The 23,172-nt window shown below is 60.6% G+C and carries 21 protein-coding genes and 1 tRNA gene; 14 read left to right on the forward strand and 8 right to left on the reverse strand.

Features of this window, described 5'->3' with window-relative positions:
• The first annotated feature begins 77 nt into the window (after positions 1-77).
• Together ABIE33_RS01805 and speB are read left to right on the forward strand one after the other, a co-directional pair.
• Positions 78-869 (forward strand): phenylalanine 4-monooxygenase, encoded by a 792-nt coding sequence (locus ABIE33_RS01805; protein ID WP_429120632.1) that lies wholly within the window; start codon positions 78-80, stop codon positions 867-869.
• A gap of 183 nt (positions 870-1,052) precedes the next feature.
• The gene (gene speB, locus ABIE33_RS01810; protein ID WP_429120635.1) at positions 1,053-2,015 is read left to right on the forward strand and encodes an agmatinase; all 963 of its coding nucleotides are present in this window, start codon (positions 1,053-1,055) and stop codon (positions 2,013-2,015) included.
• A 13-nt stretch (positions 2,016-2,028) separates the two neighbouring features.
• On the opposite strand, the gene ABIE33_RS01815 is transcribed toward speB, so the two are convergent.
• Positions 2,029-3,714, reverse strand: coding sequence for a sulfatase-like hydrolase/transferase (locus ABIE33_RS01815; protein ID WP_429120638.1), 1,686 nt, complete (start codon positions 3,712-3,714; stop codon positions 2,029-2,031).
• 300 nt (positions 3,715-4,014) lie between these two features.
• Between ABIE33_RS01815 and argC the strand changes: the two genes are divergently transcribed.
• A complete protein-coding gene (gene argC, locus ABIE33_RS01820; RefSeq protein ID WP_429120641.1) occupies positions 4,015-4,947 on the forward strand; it encodes an N-acetyl-gamma-glutamyl-phosphate reductase in 933 nt (310 codons plus the stop codon).
• 76 nt (positions 4,948-5,023) lie between these two features.
• On the opposite strand, the gene ABIE33_RS01825 is transcribed toward argC, so the two are convergent.
• The gene (locus ABIE33_RS01825) at positions 5,024-6,127 is read right to left on the reverse strand and encodes a COX15/CtaA family protein (RefSeq protein WP_429120643.1); all 1,104 of its coding nucleotides are present in this window, start codon (positions 6,125-6,127) and stop codon (positions 5,024-5,026) included.
• 179 nt (positions 6,128-6,306) lie between these two features.
• Here ABIE33_RS01825 and ABIE33_RS01830 point away from each other — a divergent pair, with 179 nt between their 5' ends.
• The 3 genes from ABIE33_RS01830 (at position 6,307) to ABIE33_RS01840 (ending at position 8,664) form a co-directional block, all read left to right on the forward strand.
• On the forward strand, positions 6,307-6,519 hold the full coding sequence (locus tag ABIE33_RS01830; RefSeq protein WP_025426549.1) for a DUF2842 domain-containing protein: 213 nt from the start codon (positions 6,307-6,309) through the stop codon (positions 6,517-6,519).
• A 16-nt stretch (positions 6,520-6,535) separates the two neighbouring features.
• Positions 6,536-7,279 carry a metallophosphoesterase family protein gene (locus ABIE33_RS01835; protein WP_429120646.1) on the forward strand — a complete coding sequence of 248 codons (744 nt, stop codon included), beginning with the start codon at positions 6,536-6,538 and terminating at the stop codon, positions 7,277-7,279.
• Between the two features lie 137 nt (positions 7,280-7,416).
• Positions 7,417-8,664: a GNAT family N-acetyltransferase gene (locus ABIE33_RS01840; protein WP_429120649.1), complete on the forward strand. Its 1,248-nt coding sequence runs from the start codon at positions 7,417-7,419 to the stop codon at positions 8,662-8,664.
• Between the two features lie 24 nt (positions 8,665-8,688).
• Here ABIE33_RS01840 and ABIE33_RS01845 read toward each other — a convergent pair whose 3' ends face one another.
• Positions 8,689-10,881 carry a GumC family protein gene (locus tag ABIE33_RS01845; protein WP_429120652.1) on the reverse strand — a complete coding sequence of 731 codons (2,193 nt, stop codon included), beginning with the start codon at positions 10,879-10,881 and terminating at the stop codon, positions 8,689-8,691.
• A gap of 205 nt (positions 10,882-11,086) precedes the next feature.
• Between ABIE33_RS01845 and ABIE33_RS01850 the strand changes: the two genes are divergently transcribed.
• The 5 genes from ABIE33_RS01850 to ABIE33_RS01870 are packed head-to-tail and all read left to right on the forward strand — an operon-like array spanning position 11,087 to position 16,886.
• Positions 11,087-11,662 carry a polysaccharide biosynthesis/export family protein gene (locus tag ABIE33_RS01850; RefSeq protein WP_025426545.1) on the forward strand — a complete coding sequence of 192 codons (576 nt, stop codon included), beginning with the start codon at positions 11,087-11,089 and terminating at the stop codon, positions 11,660-11,662.
• A 5-nt stretch (positions 11,663-11,667) separates the two neighbouring features.
• Complete coding sequence (locus tag ABIE33_RS01855) at positions 11,668-12,840, forward strand: glycosyltransferase family 4 protein (RefSeq protein ID WP_429120655.1); 1,173 nt, start codon at positions 11,668-11,670, stop codon at positions 12,838-12,840.
• Positions 12,841-12,898: 58 nt separating this feature from the next.
• Positions 12,899-14,461, forward strand: a complete 1,563-nt coding sequence (locus ABIE33_RS01860) for an undecaprenyl-phosphate glucose phosphotransferase (protein ID WP_429120658.1) — start codon at positions 12,899-12,901, stop codon at positions 14,459-14,461.
• Complete coding sequence (locus ABIE33_RS01865) at positions 14,458-15,702, forward strand: O-antigen ligase family protein (RefSeq protein WP_429120661.1); 1,245 nt, start codon at positions 14,458-14,460, stop codon at positions 15,700-15,702. The genes ABIE33_RS01860 and ABIE33_RS01865 overlap by 4 nt, the downstream gene beginning before the upstream one ends.
• A complete protein-coding gene (locus ABIE33_RS01870) occupies positions 15,699-16,886 on the forward strand; it encodes a glycosyltransferase family 4 protein (RefSeq protein ID WP_429120664.1) in 1,188 nt (395 codons plus the stop codon). The genes ABIE33_RS01865 and ABIE33_RS01870 overlap by 4 nt, the downstream gene beginning before the upstream one ends.
• A 117-nt stretch (positions 16,887-17,003) precedes the next feature.
• Here the strand turns inward: ABIE33_RS01870 and ABIE33_RS01875 are convergent, their stop codons facing one another.
• Entirely contained in the window at positions 17,004-17,705 is a 702-nt protein-coding gene (locus ABIE33_RS01875) for an FkbM family methyltransferase (protein WP_429120667.1), read from the reverse strand.
• A gap of 262 nt (positions 17,706-17,967) precedes the next feature.
• Between ABIE33_RS01875 and ABIE33_RS01880 the strand changes: the two genes are divergently transcribed.
• Together ABIE33_RS01880 and ABIE33_RS01885 are read left to right on the forward strand one after the other, a co-directional pair.
• Positions 17,968-18,960, forward strand: coding sequence for a glycosyltransferase family 2 protein (locus ABIE33_RS01880; protein ID WP_429123028.1), 993 nt, complete (start codon positions 17,968-17,970; stop codon positions 18,958-18,960).
• Positions 18,961-18,972: 12 nt separating this feature from the next.
• Positions 18,973-19,815 (forward strand): glycosyltransferase family 2 protein, encoded by an 843-nt coding sequence (locus ABIE33_RS01885; protein WP_429120670.1) that lies wholly within the window; start codon positions 18,973-18,975, stop codon positions 19,813-19,815.
• A 110-nt stretch (positions 19,816-19,925) separates the two neighbouring features.
• Here the strand turns inward: ABIE33_RS01885 and ABIE33_RS01890 are convergent.
• Positions 19,926-20,002 (reverse strand) — tRNA-Pro (locus tag ABIE33_RS01890).
• 352 nt (positions 20,003-20,354) lie between these two features.
• Between ABIE33_RS01890 and ABIE33_RS01895 the strand changes: the two genes are divergently transcribed.
• A complete protein-coding gene (locus ABIE33_RS01895; RefSeq protein ID WP_429120673.1) occupies positions 20,355-20,588 on the forward strand; it encodes a hypothetical protein in 234 nt (77 codons plus the stop codon).
• 505 nt (positions 20,589-21,093) lie between these two features.
• Here ABIE33_RS01895 and ABIE33_RS01900 read toward each other — a convergent pair.
• From ABIE33_RS01900 to ABIE33_RS01910, 3 genes are all read right to left on the reverse strand, one after another.
• Positions 21,094-21,630, reverse strand: a complete 537-nt coding sequence (locus ABIE33_RS01900; protein WP_176352049.1) for a MerR family transcriptional regulator — start codon at positions 21,628-21,630, stop codon at positions 21,094-21,096.
• Positions 21,631-21,768: 138 nt separating this feature from the next.
• Entirely contained in the window at positions 21,769-22,107 is a 339-nt protein-coding gene (locus ABIE33_RS01905) for an integration host factor subunit alpha (RefSeq protein WP_025426536.1), read from the reverse strand.
• Between the two features lie 92 nt (positions 22,108-22,199).
• Entirely contained in the window at positions 22,200-23,171 is a 972-nt protein-coding gene (locus ABIE33_RS01910) for a beta-ketoacyl-ACP synthase III (RefSeq protein WP_429120676.1), read from the reverse strand.
• Position 23,172 lies beyond the last annotated feature (1 nt).

Raw genomic sequence — 23,172 nt, forward strand, 5'->3', positions numbered from 1 at the left:
GCAACTGTGAAACAAATACTCGCGCCATTCGCGATACAATTGCAACAACTGGATGTTTTGACGAACGAGGAGACGTCATGCCCAAGGAAAGCAACTACACCGCGAAACTGCCCGAACCGGATGGCAGCTATCACTACACGCCCGAGGAGGATGCGATCTGGGGCGAGCTTTACCAGCGGCAGATGAAGTTGCTCGCGGACAAGGCCTGCGACGAATACCTGGAGGGCGCGCGCAAACTCGGCCTTGGCCCCGACCGCGTGCCGCAACTGCAGGACGTCAACCGCCGCCTGCAGGAAACCACCGGCTTCGGTGTCGAAGGGGTGCCGGCATTGATCCCGCCGTCGCGCTTCTACGAGCTTTTGTCAGAGGGCAAATTTCCGCTCGCGACCTTCATTCGCCGACGCGAGCATATCGACTACATCGAAGAGCCTGATATCTTCCACGAGGTCTTCGGCCATTGCCCGCTCCTGACCAACCAGAGCTATGCCAACTTCGTCCGTCGCTTCGGCGAAAAGGCCGTCGCACTCGGCAAGGGCTATTCCTGGCATATGTTCCGGATCTTCTGGTTCACCGTCGAGTTTGGGCTGATCAACACGCCGCAGGGGCGGCGCTGCTTCGGCGCGGGCATCGTATCGTCGCCGAACGAGACCCGCACGGCGATGGAGCCATCGGCGAGTGAATTTCGCCCCTTCGATCTGATGACCGTGCTGCGCACCCCCTATCGCATCGATATCGTCCAGCCGATCTACTACGTTATCGACAGCTTCGCGCAGCTCGAGGCGATCATCGAAGAGGACATCGGCGCGCGCATTACCGAGGCCAAGGCACTCGGCGACTTCGCGCCGACCTTCGAAGCCAAGGCATCCTGACTGCATTACAGCGCCGCGCGTCAAACATGACGAGCAAATGACGCTGTAACGCTTTGAAACTGCTGAATAATTTTATCCTTAAATCGGAATCGGCTTAAGGAATTATGCATCGGAATTCGCCGGCAGGGACTTGCCTTGCCGGCGACGATTGTCCAACGTCTCGCCATACACGGGAGACGGGATATGGCGAACAGGACGATCGATCACGCGCTGACGGCGCGCTCACTGACATCGGCGGCATCGGACCCGACGCATGCTGGCATTCTCTCCTTCATGCGGCGCAAATATTCGAAGCAGCTGAAGGACGTCGATGCGGTCGTCTGGGGCATCCCCTTCGACGCCGCGACCTCCAACCGTCCCGGCGCCCGCTTCGGACCGCAGGCGATCCGCCGTGCGTCGGCGATCTTCGACAACGATCCGCAATACCCGTTCGAACGCGATCTCTTTGCCGAAATGGCAACGATCGACTACGGCGACTGCCTGCTCGACTACGGCAACCACTCGAAAACGCCGGCAACGATCGAGCGCGAAGCGGCAAAGATCCTGAAGAGCGGCGCCTATCTGCAGACGCTCGGCGGCGATCACTTCGTTACCTATCCGATCCTCAAGGCGCATGCGGCCATCCATGGCCCCCTCGCCCTCGTCCAGTTCGACGCGCACCAGGACACCTGGCCGGATGAACGCGGCCGTATCGACCACGGCTCCTTTGTCGGCCGTGCGGCGCGGGCGGGCCTGATCGATACCGATGCATCGATCCAGATCGGCATCCGCACCCATGCACCCGAGGACTGCGGCATCCGCATTCTCTATGGCTATGATGTCGAGGAAATGAGCGTCACGGACGTCGCCGATGCCATCATCCAGCAGGTCGGGGAACGCAAGGCCTATCTGACCTTCGACATCGATTGCCTCGACCCAGCCTATGCGCCCGGCACCGGAACTCCTGTCGCCGGCGGACCTTCGAGTGCCAAGATCCTTTCGGTTCTACGCAAGCTCGGAGCCCTCACGGTCGTCGGCAGCGATGTCGTCGAAGTCGCGCCCGCCTATGACCATGCCGACATCACCGCCATCGCCGGCGCCACGGTCGCCATGTATATGCTGGGGCTGCACGCCGAAAAGCTGGCGGAGCGTTCGCCCCTCCGCTAACGCTTGGCCGGCATCAATCGAGATCGAGCAGGCCCGCGTCCTGACGCTGGCGGAGATGCTGATCGACGAGCGCGCGATCTGGACACGTGTGGTAGCGCCCCCCGCAGGCATCACGCAGTCGTGCCAGCGCCTCGAAAGTCGGCGATGTCGGCAAGCCCGCAGCCTCGATCAGGCTTGCGGCAAGAAAGCCGACGTCCAACGGTATGGCGAAGGGCCGCATATCGAGGTCGCGCCCATAGGCATGCACGGTGTAATAGGTCTTGTAGGCAATCGATCTCAGGTCGGCAAAGACATTGCTTCCCGGGGTACCGGCGGCAAGGTAGTCCTTGGTGGCAACCGCCTGGTGATCGCCGAAATCGAGCACGATCGTGCCATTGGGGCCTGGCGTCCGTTCGCGCTCGCGCCGAAAATCCTGCAGGTCCTGTTTGGCCAATGCAACACGCCGCAGGTATTCGTCAGCTTGAGCATCCGGAGCGAAAGCCTTTTCCGGCAAGGCGTCCTTCGGCACCAGCGACATGTCGTAAGGACCGTGCGGAAAAAGGGTCTGCATGGCAATGAAGAGCGGTCGCGGATCCTTCTCGCGGTGCTCGCGGACAATGCGCTCGACGACACCGAAATAGAAACGATCGCGCACGAAGTGCGACGCCGGTTTCATTGCGTCGAAATCGACGATCTCCTGGAATCCGATCGAGGTCAGGAACGGCCCTTCATTGACGAAGCTCGCCTGCATCGGCAGCACGGCGACGGTGCGATAGCCGCAGCGTGCCATGAGGCTGGGTAGGCTCGCCTTGACCCGACCTTCCAGGATCTGCGTCACATAGGGGCTCTGCCAGCCGAAATCTGCTCCGGACAGCCCCGTCATCACGGAGAAATTCGTGACCCATGTGCCGCCACCGAACGTCTCGACCTGCATCGGATGCACCCGGCCGTCCTGCGACTGGAACGACGAACTCATCCATTCGGGGACCGTTACCTCAGGGAAATAGCTCGGGCTGGTCTGGCTCTCGCTGAGGACGACAAACAGGTCGGGCTGGCTGGCAGCCGCGCCGCAGCTGACGTCATCGCCGAGCTTCCCCTTTGCCTCGACATTTTCCAGTCGACCGGCAAGGACGATGCGCCCGAGCGGAAACTCAAGATCACCGATCGACACGAAGAAGGACGAGGCGTCATAACCGGAGATGTAATGGACGTAGTCTGGCTCGTCCTTTTTCTGCGGATACAGAGCGACAACGCCGACTGCCGCTACGACAAACAGGCAAGCGCGAACGACAAAAGACCGGGCCGACCGGCGGTCGCTCCGGAATGCCACGGCCAGGAACACGAATGCTGCGACCAGCACAGCCAGTCCGGCAATCAACAAATGGAAGTAGGAGCCGACCAGAAAGAAAAGCGCAGATCTATCGAGGCCGGTAAAGGCGAAATCGAATACGTGAAGAGAAAAGCCCTTGAGGCGGAACTTGACCTCCGACATCGCCGCAATGAGCAATACCGTCATTCCCGCTGCCCAAAGCGAAAAGACCGCGCGGCGCGACAACAGGAACAACAGTGCGGCAATCGCAAGCGTCACGGCGACGAGGAAGGGCACGAACCGCCAGCGCGTATCGAAATAGTGCAGGGCCTGGAGCAGCGCCAGGAACGCCAGCGAGATAGGCAGCGGATGCCTGAGAACGCGCCCAGCCTTCTCAATCACGTTCTTCACCCAACGCTCCCATATGACAGTTCTGTGACAGCACCTCAGATGCAGAATTGCCGGCGATAAGGCAACCTCTGGGTTGTAAATCGCAAGTCATGGTTAAGCTTGCAAAGCTTGCCGCCGCCTCGCCGACCCATTGCTCGTGCGGGCTGCCCGGTTGCGGGCTCCGGCCGCTGCTTATATATGAACACCATCGCGCCACCGGGCGGGCGCTTCACGCGCGAACGGGGCTTTGAGAAACTGAATCAAATCTATGCCAGATTGATTCCGGAATGACTCGTAACCTTCTGGAAGAACGGGAAAAACATGAAACCGAAGATCTTCATTGATGGCGAACACGGCACCACCGGGCTACAGATCCGCACCCGCATGGCCGGCCGCAGCGATCTCGAACTCCTGTCGATACCGGAAGCCGAGCGACGCAATGCCGCGATGCGCGAAGACCTTCTGAACAATGCCGACATTGCCATCCTCTGCCTGCCGGACGACGCGTCGCGCGAGGCCGTATCCATGGTTGCCGGCAACAACCGGGTGCGAATCATCGACACCTCGACCGCGCATCGCATCGCTCCGGACTGGGCCTACGGGTTTGCCGAGATGGACAAGACCCAGCCTGGCAAGATCCGTGACGCCCGCCATGTCGCCAATCCCGGCTGCTACCCGACAGGTGCAATCGGCGTGATCCGGCCGCTGCGCCAGGCCGGCATCCTGCCCGATGGATACCCAGTCACGGTCAACGCCGTTTCCGGCTATACGGGTGGCGGCAAGCAGATGATCGCGCAGATGGAAGACGAGGCGAACCCGGATCACATCAACGCACCGCATTTCCTCTACGGGCTGACGCTCAAGCACAAGCATGTGCCAGAGATGAAGATGCACGGCCTGCTCGACCGCGCGCCGGTATTTGCGCCCTCCGTCGGCAAATTCCCACAGGGCATGATCGTGCAGGTTCCGCTCTATCTCGACGATCTCGCCTCCGGCGCAACGATCGAGAGCATTCATGCGGCGCTCGTCGAACATTATGCCGGCCAATCGATCGTCGAAGTCGTTCCCCTTGCCGCCAGCGAAAAGCTCGGCCGCATCGATGCCACGGAACTTGCCGGTGCAGACACGATGAAGCTGTTCGTGTTCGGCACGCCTGGCGGGACCCATGTGAACCTCGTCGCCCTGCTCGACAATCTCGGCAAGGGCGCTTCAGGCGCCGCCGTCCAGAACATGGATTTGATGCTGTCTGCCTGATCGATTACAGCCATCGCAAATGAAAAGACCCCCGCGAGGTGTTCGCGGGGGTCTTTTTTTGTCCGATTGCCGGATCTCAGCTGCGCAGTTCGATGGCGGTTGGCTTGGGATACTCGCCGATGAAGCCGCGCCAATGGGCGATGGCGAAGCCGAGCACCACCAGCGCGCCGCCCTGATGCAGGACGCCCCAGCCGACCGGTACCTGCAGCAGGAGCGTGGTGATACCGATGATCGCCTGGATGCAGACGAGCACGAACAGCAATACCGAGCGGCGCGCATGGGTCGATTCCGGCGCCGCCCGCATCGAGGCGATCACGTGCATCAACGCCAGCGCAAACAGCGCGTAGGCGCCAATCCGGTGAATGAACTGCACGGTCTTCGGGTTCTCGAAGACATTGATCCACCAGGGGTGCTGCAGGAAAAGATCGGACGGGATCCATGCGCCATCCATCAGCGGCCAGGTATTGAAGCTGAAGCCCGCATCCAGCCCGGCAACCAGCGCGCCGAGATAGATCTGGAACAGGCTCATGATCGCGATGATGGCCGCCATCCGGCGTGAGCGATCCGTCGGCGCCGCATCGCCGGAATGCGGACAAAGGCCGCGCTGGATCCACATGCACGCGGCAAAGATCAGGCAAGCGATGACGAGGTGGGTCGCCAGTCTGTATTGACTGACGTCGGTCCGCTCCACCAGGCCGGACGAAACCATCCACCAGCCGATAAAGCCCTGGAAACCACCAAGCGCCAGAATGCCGAGCAGCGGCCAGCGCAGCCGGCGTTCGACCCGACCGGTCAGCCAGAAGAAAGCGAGCGGCACGGCGAAGATGATGCCGATGGTGCGCGCCAGCAGCCGGTGCGCCCATTCCCACCAGAAGATCGTCTTGAACTCGCCGACGGTCATGCCCTTGTTGATGTGCTGGTATTGCGGAATGCGCTGGTAGAGCTGGAACTCCTCCTCCCACTCCTCTGCCGTGAGCGGTGGGATGACACCATGGATCGGCTTCCACTCCGTGATCGAAAGGCCGGATTCCGTCAGGCGCGTCGCTCCGCCGACAAGCACCAGCGCGAAAAGCGTGAAGAGAACGACGACAAGCCAGCCGCGGATTTGCCGGCGGTTGCGATCGGTCCTGCCGATCTCGCTTCGGAGCATCTGTTCTGTCGCCAATTCGACGCCTGCCATGGCTTTCCCTCTGATATCGCGGGGTTGGCGGCAGGGGAGATCGAGCGGTTCATCGCCGCGCCTGCCGGAAAGCCGTTGATTTGCACCAGAGCAGCATGCAAAACAAGGCCGAACCCTTTGCGGCATGCCGTCGCGGCCGAATGCAGGGTCAGGACCTAGCGCCCTTTGAAAGAAATGAAATGCCAGTACGTCTCAGAAAGCTGATCGGCACGATCCTGATCATCATCCTCGTCATCGTTTATGCGCTCGCCGCCGTCACCTTCGCGTCACTGCTGCTCGGCGCTGCCCCATGGTGGGTGCATCTGATGTACTTCTTCTTTACCGGCCTGCTCTGGGTGCTGCCGGCCATGCTGATCATCAAGTGGATGGAAAAACCTGCAAAGGACCGCTGAGCCAAGGGGGACGTCGATGAAGGTTGCGATCATTTCGGATATCCATGGCAACGACCTCGCGCTCGAGGCGGTGCTTGCCGATATCGACGCGCTGGGGATCGCCGATATTGTCAATCTCGGCGATCATGTCAGCGGTCCGCTCAATGCGGCGCGCGCCGCCGATATCCTGATGGCGCGCAACATCCCCTCGATATCAGGCAATCATGACCGATACCTGCTGACGCTCGATCCTGCCGACATGGGGTTGTCCGACCGCGCGGCCCATGCGGAATTGCAGCCTCGGCATCTTGAATGGCTAGCAACCCTGCCGGCCACCCTCGTCTATCGCGATGCGCTCTTTCTTTGCCATGGCACGCCTGCGAGCGACGAAGCCTACTGGCTCGAAGCATTGACGGCCGAGGGCGTGGTCCATCTGGCAGCACGCGGCGCCATCGAAGCCTTCGCGAAAAGCATCGAACAACCGGTCATTCTCTGCGGGCACACGCACATTCCCCGAGCGATCCGCCTTACGGACGGCCGGCTCGTAGTCAACCCGGGCAGCGTTGGCTGCCCGGGCTATGACGACGACCGTCCGGTCGCCCACAAGGTTGAAGTCGGCTCGCCGGATGCGCGCTACGCCATCGTCGAAAGCGCCGGCGGCGACTGGAACGTCACGTTTCGCATGGTCGCCTACAATCACAAGGCGATGGCACGGCTTGCGGCGGAGCGAAACCGAATGCAATGGGCGGAGGCTCTTGCAACCGGCTTTCTCGGCACGTAGCTGCCCAGCTTCACGCTTTGCTAACTGCATTTGCCGGTTGTCACCCGGAGGCCGCAGTCGTATTTCATGAATTAAGCGGATTGTAGCGGAGTTGCCTTTCAATGGCAGCCGCAACCAGCATCCGGGCGGCCTTGCCGATGACGAACACAGATCTGACTATCGGCCGACCAAGCCATCGAGACGCACACGCTGCGTCCCGATCCGATGCCGCCATGAGCCGGTTCGAGATCTCCATCCACGACACGATGGCGCCGTTGGAGAAGGAATGGCGATCATTGGAAGCGCTGCCTTTCAACTCCCTGCATCAAGGCTACGACTGGTGCGCGGCATGGGCGCAGGCACATGACAGCGCGTTGCTGGTCGTTCGCGGCGCCGTTGCCGGCGAATTACAGTTCATCCTGCCCCTCGAATTCGTGCCCGGTCGCCTGTTCAACACGGCCCGGTTTCTCGGTGCGCCCCACAGCAATCTCAATACCGGACTTTTTGCGGCGGATGCGCTGCCCCTTCCGCGGACCGATTTGGCTGACCTGTTGGCGCACGAACTCAATCATCGACTGCGCCATAAGGTCGATCTCGTAGCGCTCGAAAAGACGCCGCTTAACTGGCGCGGAGCCGCGGGCCCGTTTGCGAGCCTACCAGGCATCAAGAACCAGAATTCCTCGTTTCAGCTGCCGCTGTTTTCGAGCTTCGAACGCACGCTGGCGCAGGTCAATGCCAAGCGGCGGCGCAAGAAGATGCGGATATCCGAGCGACGGCTCGATGCCTTCGGGGGTTACGACTACGTCATTGCACAGAGCCCCTCCGAAGCGCAGTCGTTGCTCGACGTCTTTTTTCGTCAGAAGGCAACCCGTTTTGCAGCACTCGGTCTTCCCGATGTTTTTCATGACGCGCGGACGAGATTGTTCTTTCATACGCTCGCTGGCCGCTGCGGCGAGGCTGACGACAGGCTGCTGGAACTCAATGCCATCCGCCTCAAGGGCGAACGTGGCGGACGGATCGTGGCCGTCGCCGGCCTTTCGCGAAAGGCCGATCATGTCATCTGTCAGTTCGGCTCCATCGACGAGGAGTTGGCAGGCGATGCCAGCCCCGGCGAACTTTTGTTCTACAGAATGATCCAGAGGCTCTGCAGCGAGGGTGCGGCACTCTTCGATTTCGGCGTCGGAGACCAGCCCTACAAGCGCTCGTGGTGCACGATCGAGACGCCACTCAGGGACATCGTCCTGCCGCTGACGGTGCGCGGCCGGTTTGCAGCCGGCTACCATCGGGCATTGGTACAAGCGAAAGTGGCGATCAAGGCCAACAGGGCCGCCTATTCGTTCTTCCAGCGTGCGCGGAGCCGCAAGCAGAAGCCCGCTCGACAGACCGGCGAGATCGATAGCGAATAAGCAGCGGCGTCAGTGCGCCTCGGCTCAGGCCGCGTGGCGGTCGGGATAATCCGGGCCGGGTTCGCCGCGCCCGGTCATCAGCACGACGTCCCTATAGCCGGCCTCGCCGAAGCCGGTCAGGACTTCAACGATTCTCTCTTCGCTGACCGCCGGCGCCGACAGGATGATTTCCGCGCCGTCGCGACGGGCTATCTTGTCGACGGCCCCCTCGTCGGCCGGTCCGCATTCGACCAGCACCAGATCATAGGCGTTGGTCAGCGCATCGATGATCATCTGCAGCCGCTCGATCCCGCGCATCGCGAGCCGCGGATCGGCATCGCCTTGCGGGATGATGTGCGCGTCGGAGAACCGATCGGCATGGATGGTTTCGGTGAACGCCACCTCGCCCGCCAGCAAGTTGGTGATGCCAGGCAGCTGCGCCGAGCGCGCCATCAGGCGGGTCGGGCAGGCAGAGCCCGTCAGATCGATCAACACGACCTTGCGATCTTCTTCGGCGATCAGGCGCGCCAGCATGACGGTCGCCGTCGAACCCTCGTCGCCGCCGGGCGAAACAGAGATTGCGATCCGCACTCCGTTTTCACGCAGGTGATCGGCAACCGCTTCGATCGAGAAATCCGGTTCGGCTGCCTCGCCGCTCGGATCGTCGGCAACATCGTCGTCGTCGGCCGCGGCCAGTGGCGCCAACGGCGGCAGGTCGACGGGGTCGTTCAATGCGGGCGAGATATCGAGCTTCCGCTCATCGAAACCATCCGCAGCAGCGACGGCGGCAATTGCCGGCCGCGAACGGACCGGCGGCCGCTCGGCACCGGCTGACACCGGCCTCAAGGCCCGACCGCTGAACAACTCCCCGAGCATGATGATAATGCAGCTCAGAAGGAAGGTCGCAAGCGCTGCAACGATGGTGATCGGCATAACCTTCGGGAAGCTCGCACCCGTCGGAACGACCGCACTCGAAATGACACGAGCATCGGCAGGTGTCGCATTCTCGACCGTGCGCGACGTCGCCTCGCGGTAGCGCGCCAGATAGGTCTCGAGCAGTTGCCGTTGGGCGGTCGCTTCGCGCTCGAGCGCCCGCAGGCCCACCTCCTCCTCGCCGGCCTGAGCCGATTTGGCCTTGAGTGCGTTGAGCTGCTGCGTCAGCTGTTGCTCGCGCAACTCGCCGACCTTCGCCTCGTTTTCCAGACTGCTGAGGATCTTGCGGGTTTCTGAGCGAATCTGCGCCCTGATACCTTCGACCTGCGATTTCAGGGCCTTCAGCCGCGGATGGCCGTCCAGAAGCGTGGTAGAAAGGTCGGCCACCTGCCCTTGCAGATTTGCTTCCGTCTCCTTGAGACGCTGGATCATCTGCGAACCAACGACGTCGGCGATGGTATCAGCCTCGCGGCCGCTCGCCAGTGCCGCCCGCACACCTTCGGCGCGCGCCGCGGCATTGGCCCGCTCTCCGCGCACGCGGGTCAGCTCGGTCGATATATCCGTGAGTTGCCGGGTTGCAAAATTCGTGGTCTCGCCGGTTGGCAACAGATCGGACGACGAACGATAGGCCGCCACCTTGGCTTCGGCATCCCGCACCTTCTCGCGCAGATTGGCGATCTCCGGCTCAAGCCAACGGCTGGCTTCCGAATTGGTGTCGAGCTTCGCGCCGCTTTGCAGCGAAAGGAAAACCTTTGCCATCTCGTTGGGTATCGCGGCCGCCAGCTGTCGATCCTTCGAGGTAAAGGCGATCGCAATCACGCGCGACTTCTCGACCTGATAGACCTGCAGCTTCGAAGTGAACTCTTTCAGCACTCGCTCTTCTGGCGGCATTTCCAGCGGGTTCTTCTTCAGGCCCAACATGACCATCAGATCGGAAACCGCCGAAGGATCGACCGAAGGATCAAACTCCTTCTGCTCGTATAGCTTCATGTTCCGCGCGACCTGCTTGATCAGGTCGGCCGAACGCAGCACCTGAACCTGGCTCAGAATGCCGGATTCGTCGAAGACGCGGTCGGACCCGGTCTGCGCGTTCTGGTTGGAACCGCTGAATTCAGGCTCTCTCGATTCGATGAGGACGCGCGTCTCGCTCTGATAGTCCGGTGCCATCATCTTCGCGGCGCCAAAAGCAAGCGCTGCAACACACGCCGTGGCGAGCAATACCTTGACGCGTCGATCCCACACGGCGCGGAACAGCCCGCCGAGATCGATATCCACATCCTGTTGTCCGCTGCCGTTTCCCGACATGCTTCTGGCTCCGAACCTTAAAATCTCGCTGGAGGGTAAATGAACATGGTAACGCAAGGGTTAATGGCCGCTCAACCTCTGGGCGATTTCGCCCCTCCTCTGCCGCAGGCGCCCGTTGAAAATTCTACTGCGAGTTTACCAGCTATTAACCCTAACGGATCGATAACGACGAAAGAGGTGGTCGTTTCCGGAGCCCAAGAGCAGCATGTCAACCGCAGGTATGAAGACGGGTCTCGCTATTACGGTGGCAGCACTGTCGATGTTGCTCGGCGGCTGCACAAGCTATCAGCCGGCACCCAAAGCGTTCAGCGAAGCAACGATCCAGCCCTATCGGCTGGATAGCGGCGACCGGCTGCGCATCAACGTATTCGAGCAGGCGGGCCTCAGCGGAACCTATACGGTCGACCAGGCAGGCTACGTTGCCTTCCCGCTCATCGGCACCGTTGCCTCGCGCGGCCACACACTGCCCGAACTCGAAGGCATGATCGCCGCAAAGTTGAAACAGGGCTATCTGCGCGATCCGGACGTTACCATCGAAGTCGATCGTTATCGCTCGGTCTTCATCATGGGCGAAGTCGGCCAGGCAGGGCAATATGCCTATGTGCCGGGAATGACGATACAGAACGCGATTGCGGTTGCCGGCGGCTTCTCGCCGCGCGCCAACCAGGCCAGCGCCGACGTCACGCGCAAGATCAACGGCCGGATCATCACCGGCCGCGTGCCGATTACCGATGCCGTACTGGCAGGAGATACGATTTACATTCGCGAACGGCTGTTCTGATCTCGATGCAGCCGCAGCGTCCCTTGCGCATCATTCACTGCTTCAGATCGCCCGTCGGTGGTATTTTCCGCCATGTGCGCGACCTGGCGGAGGCGCACGCGGCAGCAGGTCATCAGGTCGGTATCCTCTGCGACAGTACCACTGGCGGATCCTATGAGGATTCGCTCTTCGACGGAATCCGGCCCTATCTGGCACTAGGCCTCGTACGCATGCCGATCCATCGCTCGATCGGTCCGAGGGATTTTGCCGCGCTCTGGCGCGGTTATAAGGAAATCAGAAGTTTGCGACCGGATGTGCTGCATGGGCACGGCGCCAAAGGTGGCGCCATAGCCCGCCTCATCGGTTCAGCCTTGCGGGTCAACAGGTATCGCGTAGCCCGCCTCTATTCCCCCCACGGTGGCAGTCTCCACTACAGCCCGAAGTCGTTTGTCGGGCGGATCGTCTTCCCGCTGGAGCGGCTCCAGGAACGCCTCACCGACGCGCTCGTCTTCGTCTGCGATTTCGAACGCCAGACCTATTTTTCCAAGGTCGGCGAGCCGCGCGAGCACTACGAGCTGATCTACAACGGCATCGACGATCGCGAGTTCGAGGCCGTGGAGGCGCGGCCAGATGCGGCCGACTTCCTCTATATCGGCATGATGCGGGACCTGAAGGGTCCCGATCTGTTTGTGGATGCCTTTGCCCGCACAGAGCGGCTTGTCGGACGGCCGCTCTCAGCGTTGATGGTCGGCGACGGCCCACAGCAGCAGGAATACCGCGACCTCACGTTCGAGCAGGGCCTCGGGCGACGGATCACCATGCGCCCTGCCATGAACGCCCGCGAGGCCTTTGCGCTGGCACGAAACATCGTCATTCCATCCCGGGCAGAATCCATGCCCTACATCGTGCTCGAGGCGCTGGCGGCGCAGAAGCCGGTGATTGCCAGCCGCGTCGGCGGTATACCGGAAATCCTCGGCACGCACAGCGCGGCTCTTGCCGAGGCGGCAGATGCGCAGTCACTTGCCACGATCATGGCTTCGGCAATCGTCGAGAAGGACTGGTCCGCGCGCGTGATGCCCGACCCGAAGACATTCAAGTCCCGCTTCGCGGCCTCGGTCATGACGGCGGAGGTGCTGCGGCTCTATCGGGATTTGTGCCGGGACCAATCGGCTCCGATCACGCCTCAGGCTGCAACGTAAGCGTTTCTTAGTGGCTTTCTGCTATCCCGGCTGAGGACTTCAGTGCCGGAAGGAAGCCATGAACGAGTTTAAGCGGTCGGAAGCCTTCGACCCCGAAGCGCTTCGCAAGAAGATTTCGGAGATCCGTACCCGTGCGCCGGACGAAAAGGCCAGCGGCGAGCCGTCGACGGAGCTCAACCCCCTCGCCCGACAGATTGCCGAACAGTTCCGCGCAGACACCTATTCGCCCGCCATGATCATGGGCCTGATGCGCCTTTTCGAATTCTGCGCGCTGTTCGCCATCGGCTATGCCATCAATGCGCTCTATGTGCAGCCCGGCTTCGATCAGCTGCCGCTTTACCTCGCAATCCTCATTGGTGGCTCCGCGCTCGCCGTTGCCGCGATGCAGATCGCCGACACCTACCAAGTCCCTGCTCTTCGCGCCTGGTTGCGCTTCACTCCGCGTATCCTCGCCTCCTGGGCGATTGCATTCGGCGGCATTGCCATCGCGCTTTTCTTTCTCAAGTCCGGTCACCAATATTCGCGTGTGTGGTTCGGCGGCTGGTTCGTCGCCGGCGCGCTCTTCCTCGTGGCAGAACGCGCATTCATTGCCTATTCCATCCGGCATTGGGCCCGCAACGGAACGATGGAGCGTCGTGCCGTCGTCGTCGGCGGCGGACAGCCGGCCAAGGACCTGATCCGCACACTCGAACATCAGACCGACAACGACATCAGGATCTGTGGCATCTTCGACGATCGCGACGAACGTCGGTCTCCGAATGTCATTGCCGGCTACCCCAAGCTCGGGACGGTCGACGAACTGGTGGAATTCGCACGCCTGGCGCGCATCGACATGTTGATCATCTCGCTGCCGTTGACGGCGGAGAAACGCATCCTGCAGCTCTTGAAGAAGCTCTGGATACTGCCGGTCGACATCCGTCTTGCAGCGCACGCCAACAACCTTCGCTTCCGGCCCCGCAGCTATTCCCACGTCGGTGAAGTGCCGATGCTGGATATCTTCGACAAACCGATCGCAGATTGGGATTCCGTCGCCAAGCGCGGCTTCGACATCTTCTTCAGCATCGTCGCCCTGGTGTTGTTGTGGCCGGTGATGCTGGGGGCTGCGATCGCGGTCAAAGCCACCTCGCCTGGCCCCATCATCTTCAAGCAGAAGCGCCACGGCTTCAACAACGAGACCATCGAGGTCTACAAGTTCCGCTCGATGTACACACATTTGAGCGACCCGAGCGCCCGCAACGCGGTGACGAAGGGGGACCCCCGCGTCACCGCGGTCGGGCGCTTCATCCGCAAGTCCTCGATCGACGAGCTTCCGCAGATCTTCAACGTGCTCAAGGGCGAGCTCTCGCTCGTCGGCCCGCGCCCCCACGCCGTGCTGGCGCAGACGCAGAACCGCACCTATTCCGACGTCGTCGAAGGCTATTTCGCCCGTCACCGCGTCAAGCCCGGCGTGACCGGGTGGGCGCAGATCAACGGCTGGCGCGGCGAGATCGACAATGACGACAAGATCCGCCTGCGCACGGCTTTCGACCTCCACTACATCGAGAACTGGTCGCTGCTCTTCGACCTGAAGATCCTGTTCCTGACGCCGTTCCGGCTGCTCAACACGGAAAATGCCTATTGAGCACCGTCGACACACCACCGCCGATCGTCTTTAGACCCCAGCTCGCCGCGCTTTCCCTCTTCGGCTCATGGCTGGTTGCGCTTGTGGTGTTTCTGTCGGGTTTCGTGATTGCCGAACCGGCGCCCTACGAACTGTTCCTGGTGGTCCTCATTGGGCTCTGGGCGCTCTTCGGCCTGAAAATCTCGCGCTATATCGCGCCGCTTCTCACTCTGCTCACCCTGTTCATGATCGGCGGGATCCTGTCGCTGATGACGATGGTCGACCTGAGCAAGGGGCCGATGTATATGGCGGTCTCCGGCTTTCTGGCACTGTCCGCCGTCTTTTACGCCGCCATCATCGAGGATCGCTACCAGCGGCTCCGGCTGATCTTCAACGCCTGGGTCACGGCTGCCGTCCTGACCGCCCTGCTTGGTATTCTCGGCTATTTCGGCGCAATCCCGGGCGCTGAAAACTTCACGCTCTACGACCGCGCCAAAGGCGCCTTCCAGGACCCGAACGTGTTCGGCCCATTCCTGTCGGTTCCCGGACTCTATCTGATCCACGGTTTGCTGACGCAGCCGATCCACAAGGCCCCGCCCAAGATCGCCGCGCTTCTGGTGTTGGCGCTCGGCGTGTTCCTGTCGTTCTCACGTGCTGCATGGGCGCTCAACCTCTTCTGCGTGGTTGCCTTCGTCTTCGTGATGCTGCTCAAGGAGCGCAACGGCCTCTTCCGCTTGCGCATCCTCGTGATCGCGTTGGTCGGCGGTGTCTTCGTCGTCAGCGCCCTGCTGGCCGCGCTACAATCGGAGCAGGTCGCAACGCTCTTTTCCAGCCGCTCGCAACTCGTGCAAGACTATGACGGCGGCCATCTCGGCCGCTTCGACCGCCACCGTATCGGTTTCCTGATGTCGATGGAGAAGCCGCTCGGCATCGGTCCGATGGTCTTCAGCACGATCTTTCCGGAAGACGAACATAACGTCTGGCTGAAGTCGCTGACATCCTATGGCTGGCTCGGTTTCGTCAGCTACGTCACGCTTATCATCTGGACGCTGTCGCTCGGTTTCCGCTTCCTGCTGCTCGAGCGCCCCTGGCAGGCTTATCTGATGATCGCCTGGGTCGCGCTGATCGGTCATGTCGGCGTCGGGAATGTCATCGATACCGATCACTGGCGTCATTTCTACATGCTTCTCGGCATCATCTGGGGATGTGCCGCCCTCGAATACCGCCATCGTCGAACAATGCGGGCCGGATGGCAGCAATGAACATGGAATATCCTTTGCCACATCGCCCCGCCGCGCCACTGCGCCTGCTTGAAGTCCTCGAGCCGAGTGGCGGCGGATCGGGCCGACATTTCATCGATCTCTGCCGCGGCATGCATCTGCGCGGGCATCATGTCGAGGCGGTCTACTCTCCGGTGCGAGCCGAGGAAAGCTTCGTGCGCGAGCTCAAGGCCATTGGCCTTCCCGCCGTCCACGCCGTCGATATGAAGCGTGCCCCGGGGCCTACCGACATCCCAGCCTTCCTGGCGCTGCGTCGGATCATGAGCGATCATGGCCCATTCGATATTGTTCACGGCCACAGCTCCAAGGCCGGAGCGCTGACGCGTTTGCGCTTGCCCGGTCGCCATATGCCACGCATCTACACGCCGCACGCATTCCGTACGCTGGACCCAACGCTCGGCCTCGGCGGCAGGGTGATCTATGGTGCGATCGAATGGGGTCTCGCCTGGTTCTATACCGACCATCTCATCTGCGTTTCCGACGACGAGCGTTCCCACGCCCTGTCCCTGTACATGCCGGAAGAGCGGATGTCGGTGATCGTCAATGGCGTCGCCCCGCCTTCACCCGACATGGCAGCGACCATCCGTGCAAGCTTCGGCATTGGACCGGACGCATTCGTCTTCGGTTTCATCGGTCGGTTGACGACCCAGAAGGCGCCAGAACGGCTCGTTGCCGCCTTTAAGAATATCGCCGCGACGGTGAAAAACAGTCATCTCGTCATGGTTGGTGCCGGCGAGCTCGAAGGCACGGTTCGCAACGCCATTTCCGAGAGTGGCCTACAGAACCGGATGCACCTGACCTCCGCCTTCACAGGTCCGCAAGCGGCCCCTGCCTTCGATGTGCTGGTCATGCCGAGCCGCTACGAGGCGATGTCCTACGTCATGCTCGAGGGGGCGGCGGCCGGAAAGCCGATCATTGCCAGCGATATCGGTGGCGCACGAACCGTGATCGAGGATGGTCACAACGGCTTCATCGTGCAGAACACCGACGATATCTCGGAGCTTGCCAAGACCATGGCCGCGTCCGCTGCGCCAGCCACCTTCAGGAAGCTCGCAGCGGCAGCCGACAGCCTCAAAGAGCGCTTCACGCTCGACGCAATGCTCGACCGGACCGAGATGCTCTATTGGAAGCTGGCGGAACGGCGACGCGCGCGGCTAACTGCCTAATGCACGCCGCCGGAAAGTGCGCAACGGTTCGGGACGACGACATGCATCAAGGCAAGCTCGTAAAGCCGATCGCATGAACCCATTCGCACCGGCCGCATAGCGCTTCGCCGCGAGCCGCTATCGCCTATAGAAATGGAAGGTCTTGCGGTCGCTTTCTCCTTGCTGGAAGCCTTTCTGTTTCAAAAGGTCTTTCAGTTCCTGCACTTTTCCCTCCCCGATGATATGGGGGTGCAGTTCGACCAGAATGTGCCGCACGGAGCCGAAGTCTTCAATGCGCAGCAACTCGTCTTCCGCACCTTCGACGTCCATGATCAGAACATCGGGCGAGTATTGCTTCATCACCATCGGAAACGCATCGCTCTGGGCTTCCACCTTGGTCCCCGGCAGTTCCCTGTCAAAGGTGCTGGAGGAAATGATGTTGTCGCTCTGATAGAAAGTCAGCGTCCTGCCGTCCGATGTCATGGCCTTCATGCGAAGCGTCGGGGTGAGGCCATTTATGCGAAAATTCTCCCTGATCAGAGATTCCAGGGTCGAATTGGCCTCATAGGTCAGAACGTTGTTCGCGCCACAGATACGCGCTGCGAGAAGCGCGATAAATCCAAGGCCCGTTCCCACTTCCAGGACTTTCGATCCCGGCTTCAGCAGCTTTAGCAATATGTTCCGCTCGGTATCCTCATAGACCTCACGGTACATAAGGTCCCTGACCGTCGAGGGAACGCGGGATTGATCAGAAACCAGTTGGATCCCATCAATTGTCACGACGCGTGCATTGGTTGCGTAGCGGAATTTCTTTCGGACGGACCGAAGAAAACGTCTCATGCCTCTCCCCTGTATTGTACTCTTGCTTGTTAATACGATTTTCTCCGCTGCGTAAGAGGCAGTCGACTTCAGAGTGACCAGGGGACAGCCATTCGACCGAGTGGACGGAGGCAGAGGCGCATAACATTCCCTCAACATTGCGAAACCGGAGCTTTTGATCTAAGTCCAAACAGTATCTGGCAGCTGCACTGGGGCGGGAATGGCCGAAATCAACTATCCCTTCAGGGCTCATACCGACGCGACATCCATCGCTGATAGGGGGATGCTTGAACGTCTCTCCACATGGTACGAGACGCTGAAGGTCGAGCGACGCGAACGTCGAAAGGCAACCTCCATCAGCCTGCGCTGCGTCAGCCATCACGGCCAGACGTCACTATATCCCGACGAACTGCCGCTGGTTTTCTTGACGCACAACGACGCAAAGCTGGTTCCCGCATTCGTTTCGCACTATCGGCAGCTAGGTGTAACGCGCTTCATTTGCGTGGACGACGCCTCCACGGACGGAACAAGGGAATTCCTGCTCAAACAGAAGGACGTCGACCTATGGGTTTCTCCCGTTCGGTACAAGGATGCACGCCGCGGCCGAGCGTGGCGCGAGACACTTTTGGGCCTTTACGGAGGCCCGAGATGGTACGTCAACGTCGATTCCGACGAATTCCTTGTCTATGACGGGTTCGAAGCCAGAACACTCTGGCCCGTTATACACTGCCTTGAGAAGGCAGGCGCGCTGAGACTGCCGGCGCCGATGCTCGACATGTATCCCGCTGACCTATCGAAGGCGGACGCCAATCTGCTGAGCTCCCGCGCACCTTGGGAAATCGCCGACCACCTCGATAGCTCCGGGTACACGCTGTCTACCACCAAACGGGCGATTTCAATCAAGGGCGGAGCGCGCAAGCGGGAGTTCGACGCCGACCTCGAGTTGATCAAGTATCCCTTGATATACTGGGACGACGACTGTCGCTTTGGCCCGAGCATACATCAACCGCTGCCCTACCGCAGAAACTTCGCGACCATGATGGGCGCCCTGCTCCATTTCAAATTCTTCTCAGACTATGAGAAGGAAATAAAAGAGGCTGCACGCGACGGGCAATATTTCGACAATGCGGCTGCGTATTCGAAGATGACGGACGTCATCGCGAAAAAAGGGACGCTGCAACTACGGTCCGACGATTCCATGAAGTTTACCGGCTCGCAGCAGTTGCTCGACCTCGGCTTCATTACGCCAATTGCCCCGACTGAGCCTGGACGGTGAACACTTCTAGCCATGCCTGAAAAATCCAAGATCGTCGTCGTCTTTCCGGTCCATAATGGCGCAAAAACGCTCGAGCGGAGTCTGCGGAGCATTGCGGACCAATCCCTGCACGAGTTCAAGGCGCTCATCCTCGAAAATGGCTCGACCGACGACACCTTAGAGATCGCCAGAGCATTTTGCGCAGGAGATCCGCGATTTTCCGTTATTCAGAACGAGAATTTTCTGAGCGCGCTCGAGCAATTTGCCAAAGCGATCAGACTGGGCGCCTGCGAAGGCGAGTACTTCTGCCTTCGCGCGTGCGACGACACGTCAACACCGGATTTCCTGCAGAAACTTGTCGCCTCGCTGGATGAGGATCCGAATAAAATGCTGGCGGTGGGCAACGTCGACCGCATCAACGGCGCAAAAATAACACACGTCAAGCCGAACCAGGACATTTTCCGCTTCAAGGAGCGTTATCTGCGCGGCAGAGTGCCACGGAATCTCATGTATCCATCAGAGTGGATCTATGGCGTCTTCCGCTCTTCTGCAGCCAACGAGATCATTCTCAAGCGATGGTACGAGGGCGCGGTCTGGGCGCTTAGCTCCTATGTCGTCACGGAGTTCGTCGTTCGCGATCTGGTCGCGTACACGGACGGCCCTGCCTATGAATTCACCGAAGGGTCCGGTTCCGATAAAAAATACATGGTGACATCCGTCACGGCAAAAATTCGAGCTCGATGGCAATACACGATCGGCTGCTACAAGCTCAAAGACAAGCTTCCTCCCGCATCCCTCTACAGCCGATTGATGCTGTTCCGTATGTGCTGGAACGATGCCAGGCGTAAGACCAGGTATCGGATACTCGGCCTATGACGCTTAGACGGCGAGTTGGCGGCACCGTATAGCCGCCTAGTTGGCGACAACGGAAAATCAACAAACGAAGGAATTTTATCAATCACCCCTTGGGGGCTTGGTGATTGAAATGGTCGGAGCGGCGGGATTCGAACCCACGACCCCTTGACCCCCAGTCAAGTGCGCTACCGGGCTGCGCTACGCTCCGGACCGAGGAAATCCCTATATTCTCAACGCTTAGAGCGCAAGCGCGAATTTCGGGCTTGGCCGGAAAAAGGAATAAACGGCGTGGATAAGCGGAAAGCGGAGCGAAAAGCCCCACGAAAGTTTCAAGGATGTTTCGAGATCTCCGGTCGGTAGCGCTCGCTGTACCTCAACACAGACTTCGATGCGGACAGGGCTCGGTGCAGAGCGCCCCTGAGGTTCCCTTCGCAAAGCCGACCGCCTTATCCGAAAAGCCATCGGGTCACTCCGCAAGAGACTAATCAGCCTGCCGCAGAACTAAGACGTTGACTTCTCGTCGTCATAGGAACATTTGTAGAACAAATCGGAGTTCACATATGTCAGAGAAATTCATCGTAATGCCCTTCAAGCGCGTTCGCGGTGGCTTGGCGCCAGGCGAGATGCGCGCTGCCACAACGGCGGCCGGCGCAGAGAAGGTCGCGGCGGCCATGGCGCCGAGGCATGTCGGCGTTGCCGCCTATGCCGTCCAGGTGGATGAAGAAAGCGGCGATATGAGCAGCCCTCGCCTATTGGTTCAGTTCGGCGAGATTGCGGATCTGAACGCTGCCTGACATGCGGGGCGGCCTCCCGAGACCGCCAATCTCCTGCGGAATCGAGATCCGGCACCCCAAAGTGTGTCGCGACCGTTCAGTAACGTTGGCTGCGCTTTAAGCGTCTGTGTTTGCGCATGTCGGATTACAAGGCCGCTGCGCACTTTTGTACAAGATGCCTTAGGTCAGGCGGCCTACTCTCTCAATCAGTCAGCCGGCGCTTTCAGGCGGCGCGTCAGGATGACCGTCGAGCAAGGCGACGGTTGAACGCCTCCTGCATAGCCCTTCAAATCGGAGTCGATCAAGCGGTTACACGGTCTATTTAAGGCCAACGTAGAGCACCTGCTTCGGCGAAGTGGCATCGACTATGGGCCGCGATCGAAAACATGTTCGATCGCTTCGGGCCAACTGGCCGCTGCGACCTGCCGGCGGACCGGCAGCGCGATCAAATCAAATCACTCTTGCCGTGTTCTGCGACTCTGGGCCGCAGAGGCCCACCCTTCGCTCTCGAATCAGCAGGCGCCAGTTACCGGGCCTGATCGAGCAAACGCTTGCATTCTAGCAGATCGTAAAGCGCCTCTTGAAGCAGCGCCCGATCTTCCTTGCCGACCGACGATGACTTGCCGAGAGAGATTTCCGGAACGTCGTCGTTGCCGCCGCCGAAGGAGAAAAAGCGGCGGCTGGCTGGCGCCTTGGCGCGACCGACGATCTGATCCTCCTCAGACAGGCCCGCCTTCGGCGGTGGCGGCTCCTCGTTGCTCGAGGCGGCCAATGCCTCGACGGTCGCAAGGTCGCCGCTGGCGATGGCCGCCACGAACTTGTTACCGTTGGTTTTCAGCAGCTTCTGCACACCCTTGATCGTGTAGCCATGATCATAGAGCAGGTGGCGGATGCCCTTTAGCAGGTCGACATCCTCTGGGCGATAGTAACGCCGCCCGCCGCCACGCTTCATCGGCTTGATCTGCTGGAAGCGCGTCTCCCAGAAGCGCAGGACGTGCTGCGGCAGATCGAGATCGTCGGCGACCTCGCTGATGGTGCGAAAAGCGTCGGGGCTTTTTTCCATTTCGTTCCCATTCCATGTCACGCGACTCGGGGCAAGCCTAAGCGCAATGAACCGATGCGCGCGATGATCGCACGAATCGGCTCCATTTCAACGGCTTATGGATGGGTTTTCAACCACATTGTGGTTGCCGCCCCCCGCTTACGATACGGGAGAGGCCGGCTTCAGCTTGGCCTTACGGCTCAGATGCGATTTCAGCACCCGTTGCTTCAGGACGTTGGACGCCTTGAAGGTCATCACCCGCCGCGGCGAAATCGGTACTTCCTCGCCGGTCTTCGGGTTGCGGCCGATGCGCTCGTTCTTATCGCGAACCTGAAAAGTCGCGAAGGAGGACAGTTTCACACTCTCGCCACGCACGATTGCGTTGCATATTTCGTCAATGACGGTTTCCACCAACTCGGCGGACTCTGTGCGAGACAGACCCACCTTGCGAAAAACCGACTCAGCCAAGTCTGCTCGTGTTACTGTTTTTCCGCTCATCTTCCCCCACCGATGTCTGGCACGCCGATCAGCGACCGAAGACTATTGCCCTTGCCTTTTGCGGTCAAGCGCCTGCGTTGCCTCAGCATTTTTTACCAGCGTATCAGAACGGAGCCCCATGTGAAGCCACCCCCCATGGCTTCAAGCAGAACGAGATCGCCCTTCTTGATCCGGCCGTCCGCCGCCGCGGTGTTCAGAGCCAGCGGAATGGACGCGGCAGAGGTGTTGCCATGGAGATCGACCGTCACCACAACCTTATCGAGCGGGATGCCGAGCTTCTTGGCCGAACCATCGATGATACGGCGATTGGCCTGGTGCGGCACGAGCCAATCAATGTCTTCGGCCGTTGTTCCCGTCGCCTCGAAGGCGGCCTCGATCACGTCGGTGATCATGCCGACGGCATGCTTGAAGACCTCGCGGCCTTCCATCTTCAGATGGCCGACGGTGCCTGTTGTCGATGGTCCGCCATCGACATAAAGCTTTTCGCGATGCGCACCATCGGAGCGCAGCTTGGCAGTGAGCACACCGCGATCGGCAATCGTACCCTCGCCTTCCTGGACCTCCAGGATGATCGCGCCGGCGCCATCGCCGAAGAGCACGCAGGTCGTGCGATCGGACCAATCGAGAATACGCGAGAACGTCTCGGCACCGATCACCAGCACGCGCTTTGCCAGGCCACCGCGGATATAGGCGTCCGCCGTCGTCACCGCGTAGATGAAGCCCGAACAGACGGCCTGCAGATCGAACGCTGCGCCGTGGTGCATGCCGAGCCGATTCTGAATGTTGACCGCGGTTGCCGGAAAGGTGTTGTCGGGCGTCGACGTCGCCAGAATGATTAGGTCGAGATCCGCCGCAGTCAGGCCGGCATTGTCCAGCGCGGCGCGCGCAGCGGCTTCGCCGAGCGACGCCGTGGTTTCGCCTTCGCCGGCGATGTAACGCTGGCGGATGCCGGTGCGCTGCACGATCCACTCGTCTGACGTATCGACCTTGGATTCCAGCTCCTGATTGGTGACAACGCGCTTCGGCAACGCTGCGCCGAAGCCGCGAACGACGGAACGGATCATT

Source organism: Ensifer sp. 4252, from assembly GCF_050434565.1.
In the GTDB taxonomy this organism is placed as follows: Bacteria; Pseudomonadota; Alphaproteobacteria; order Rhizobiales; family Rhizobiaceae; genus Ensifer.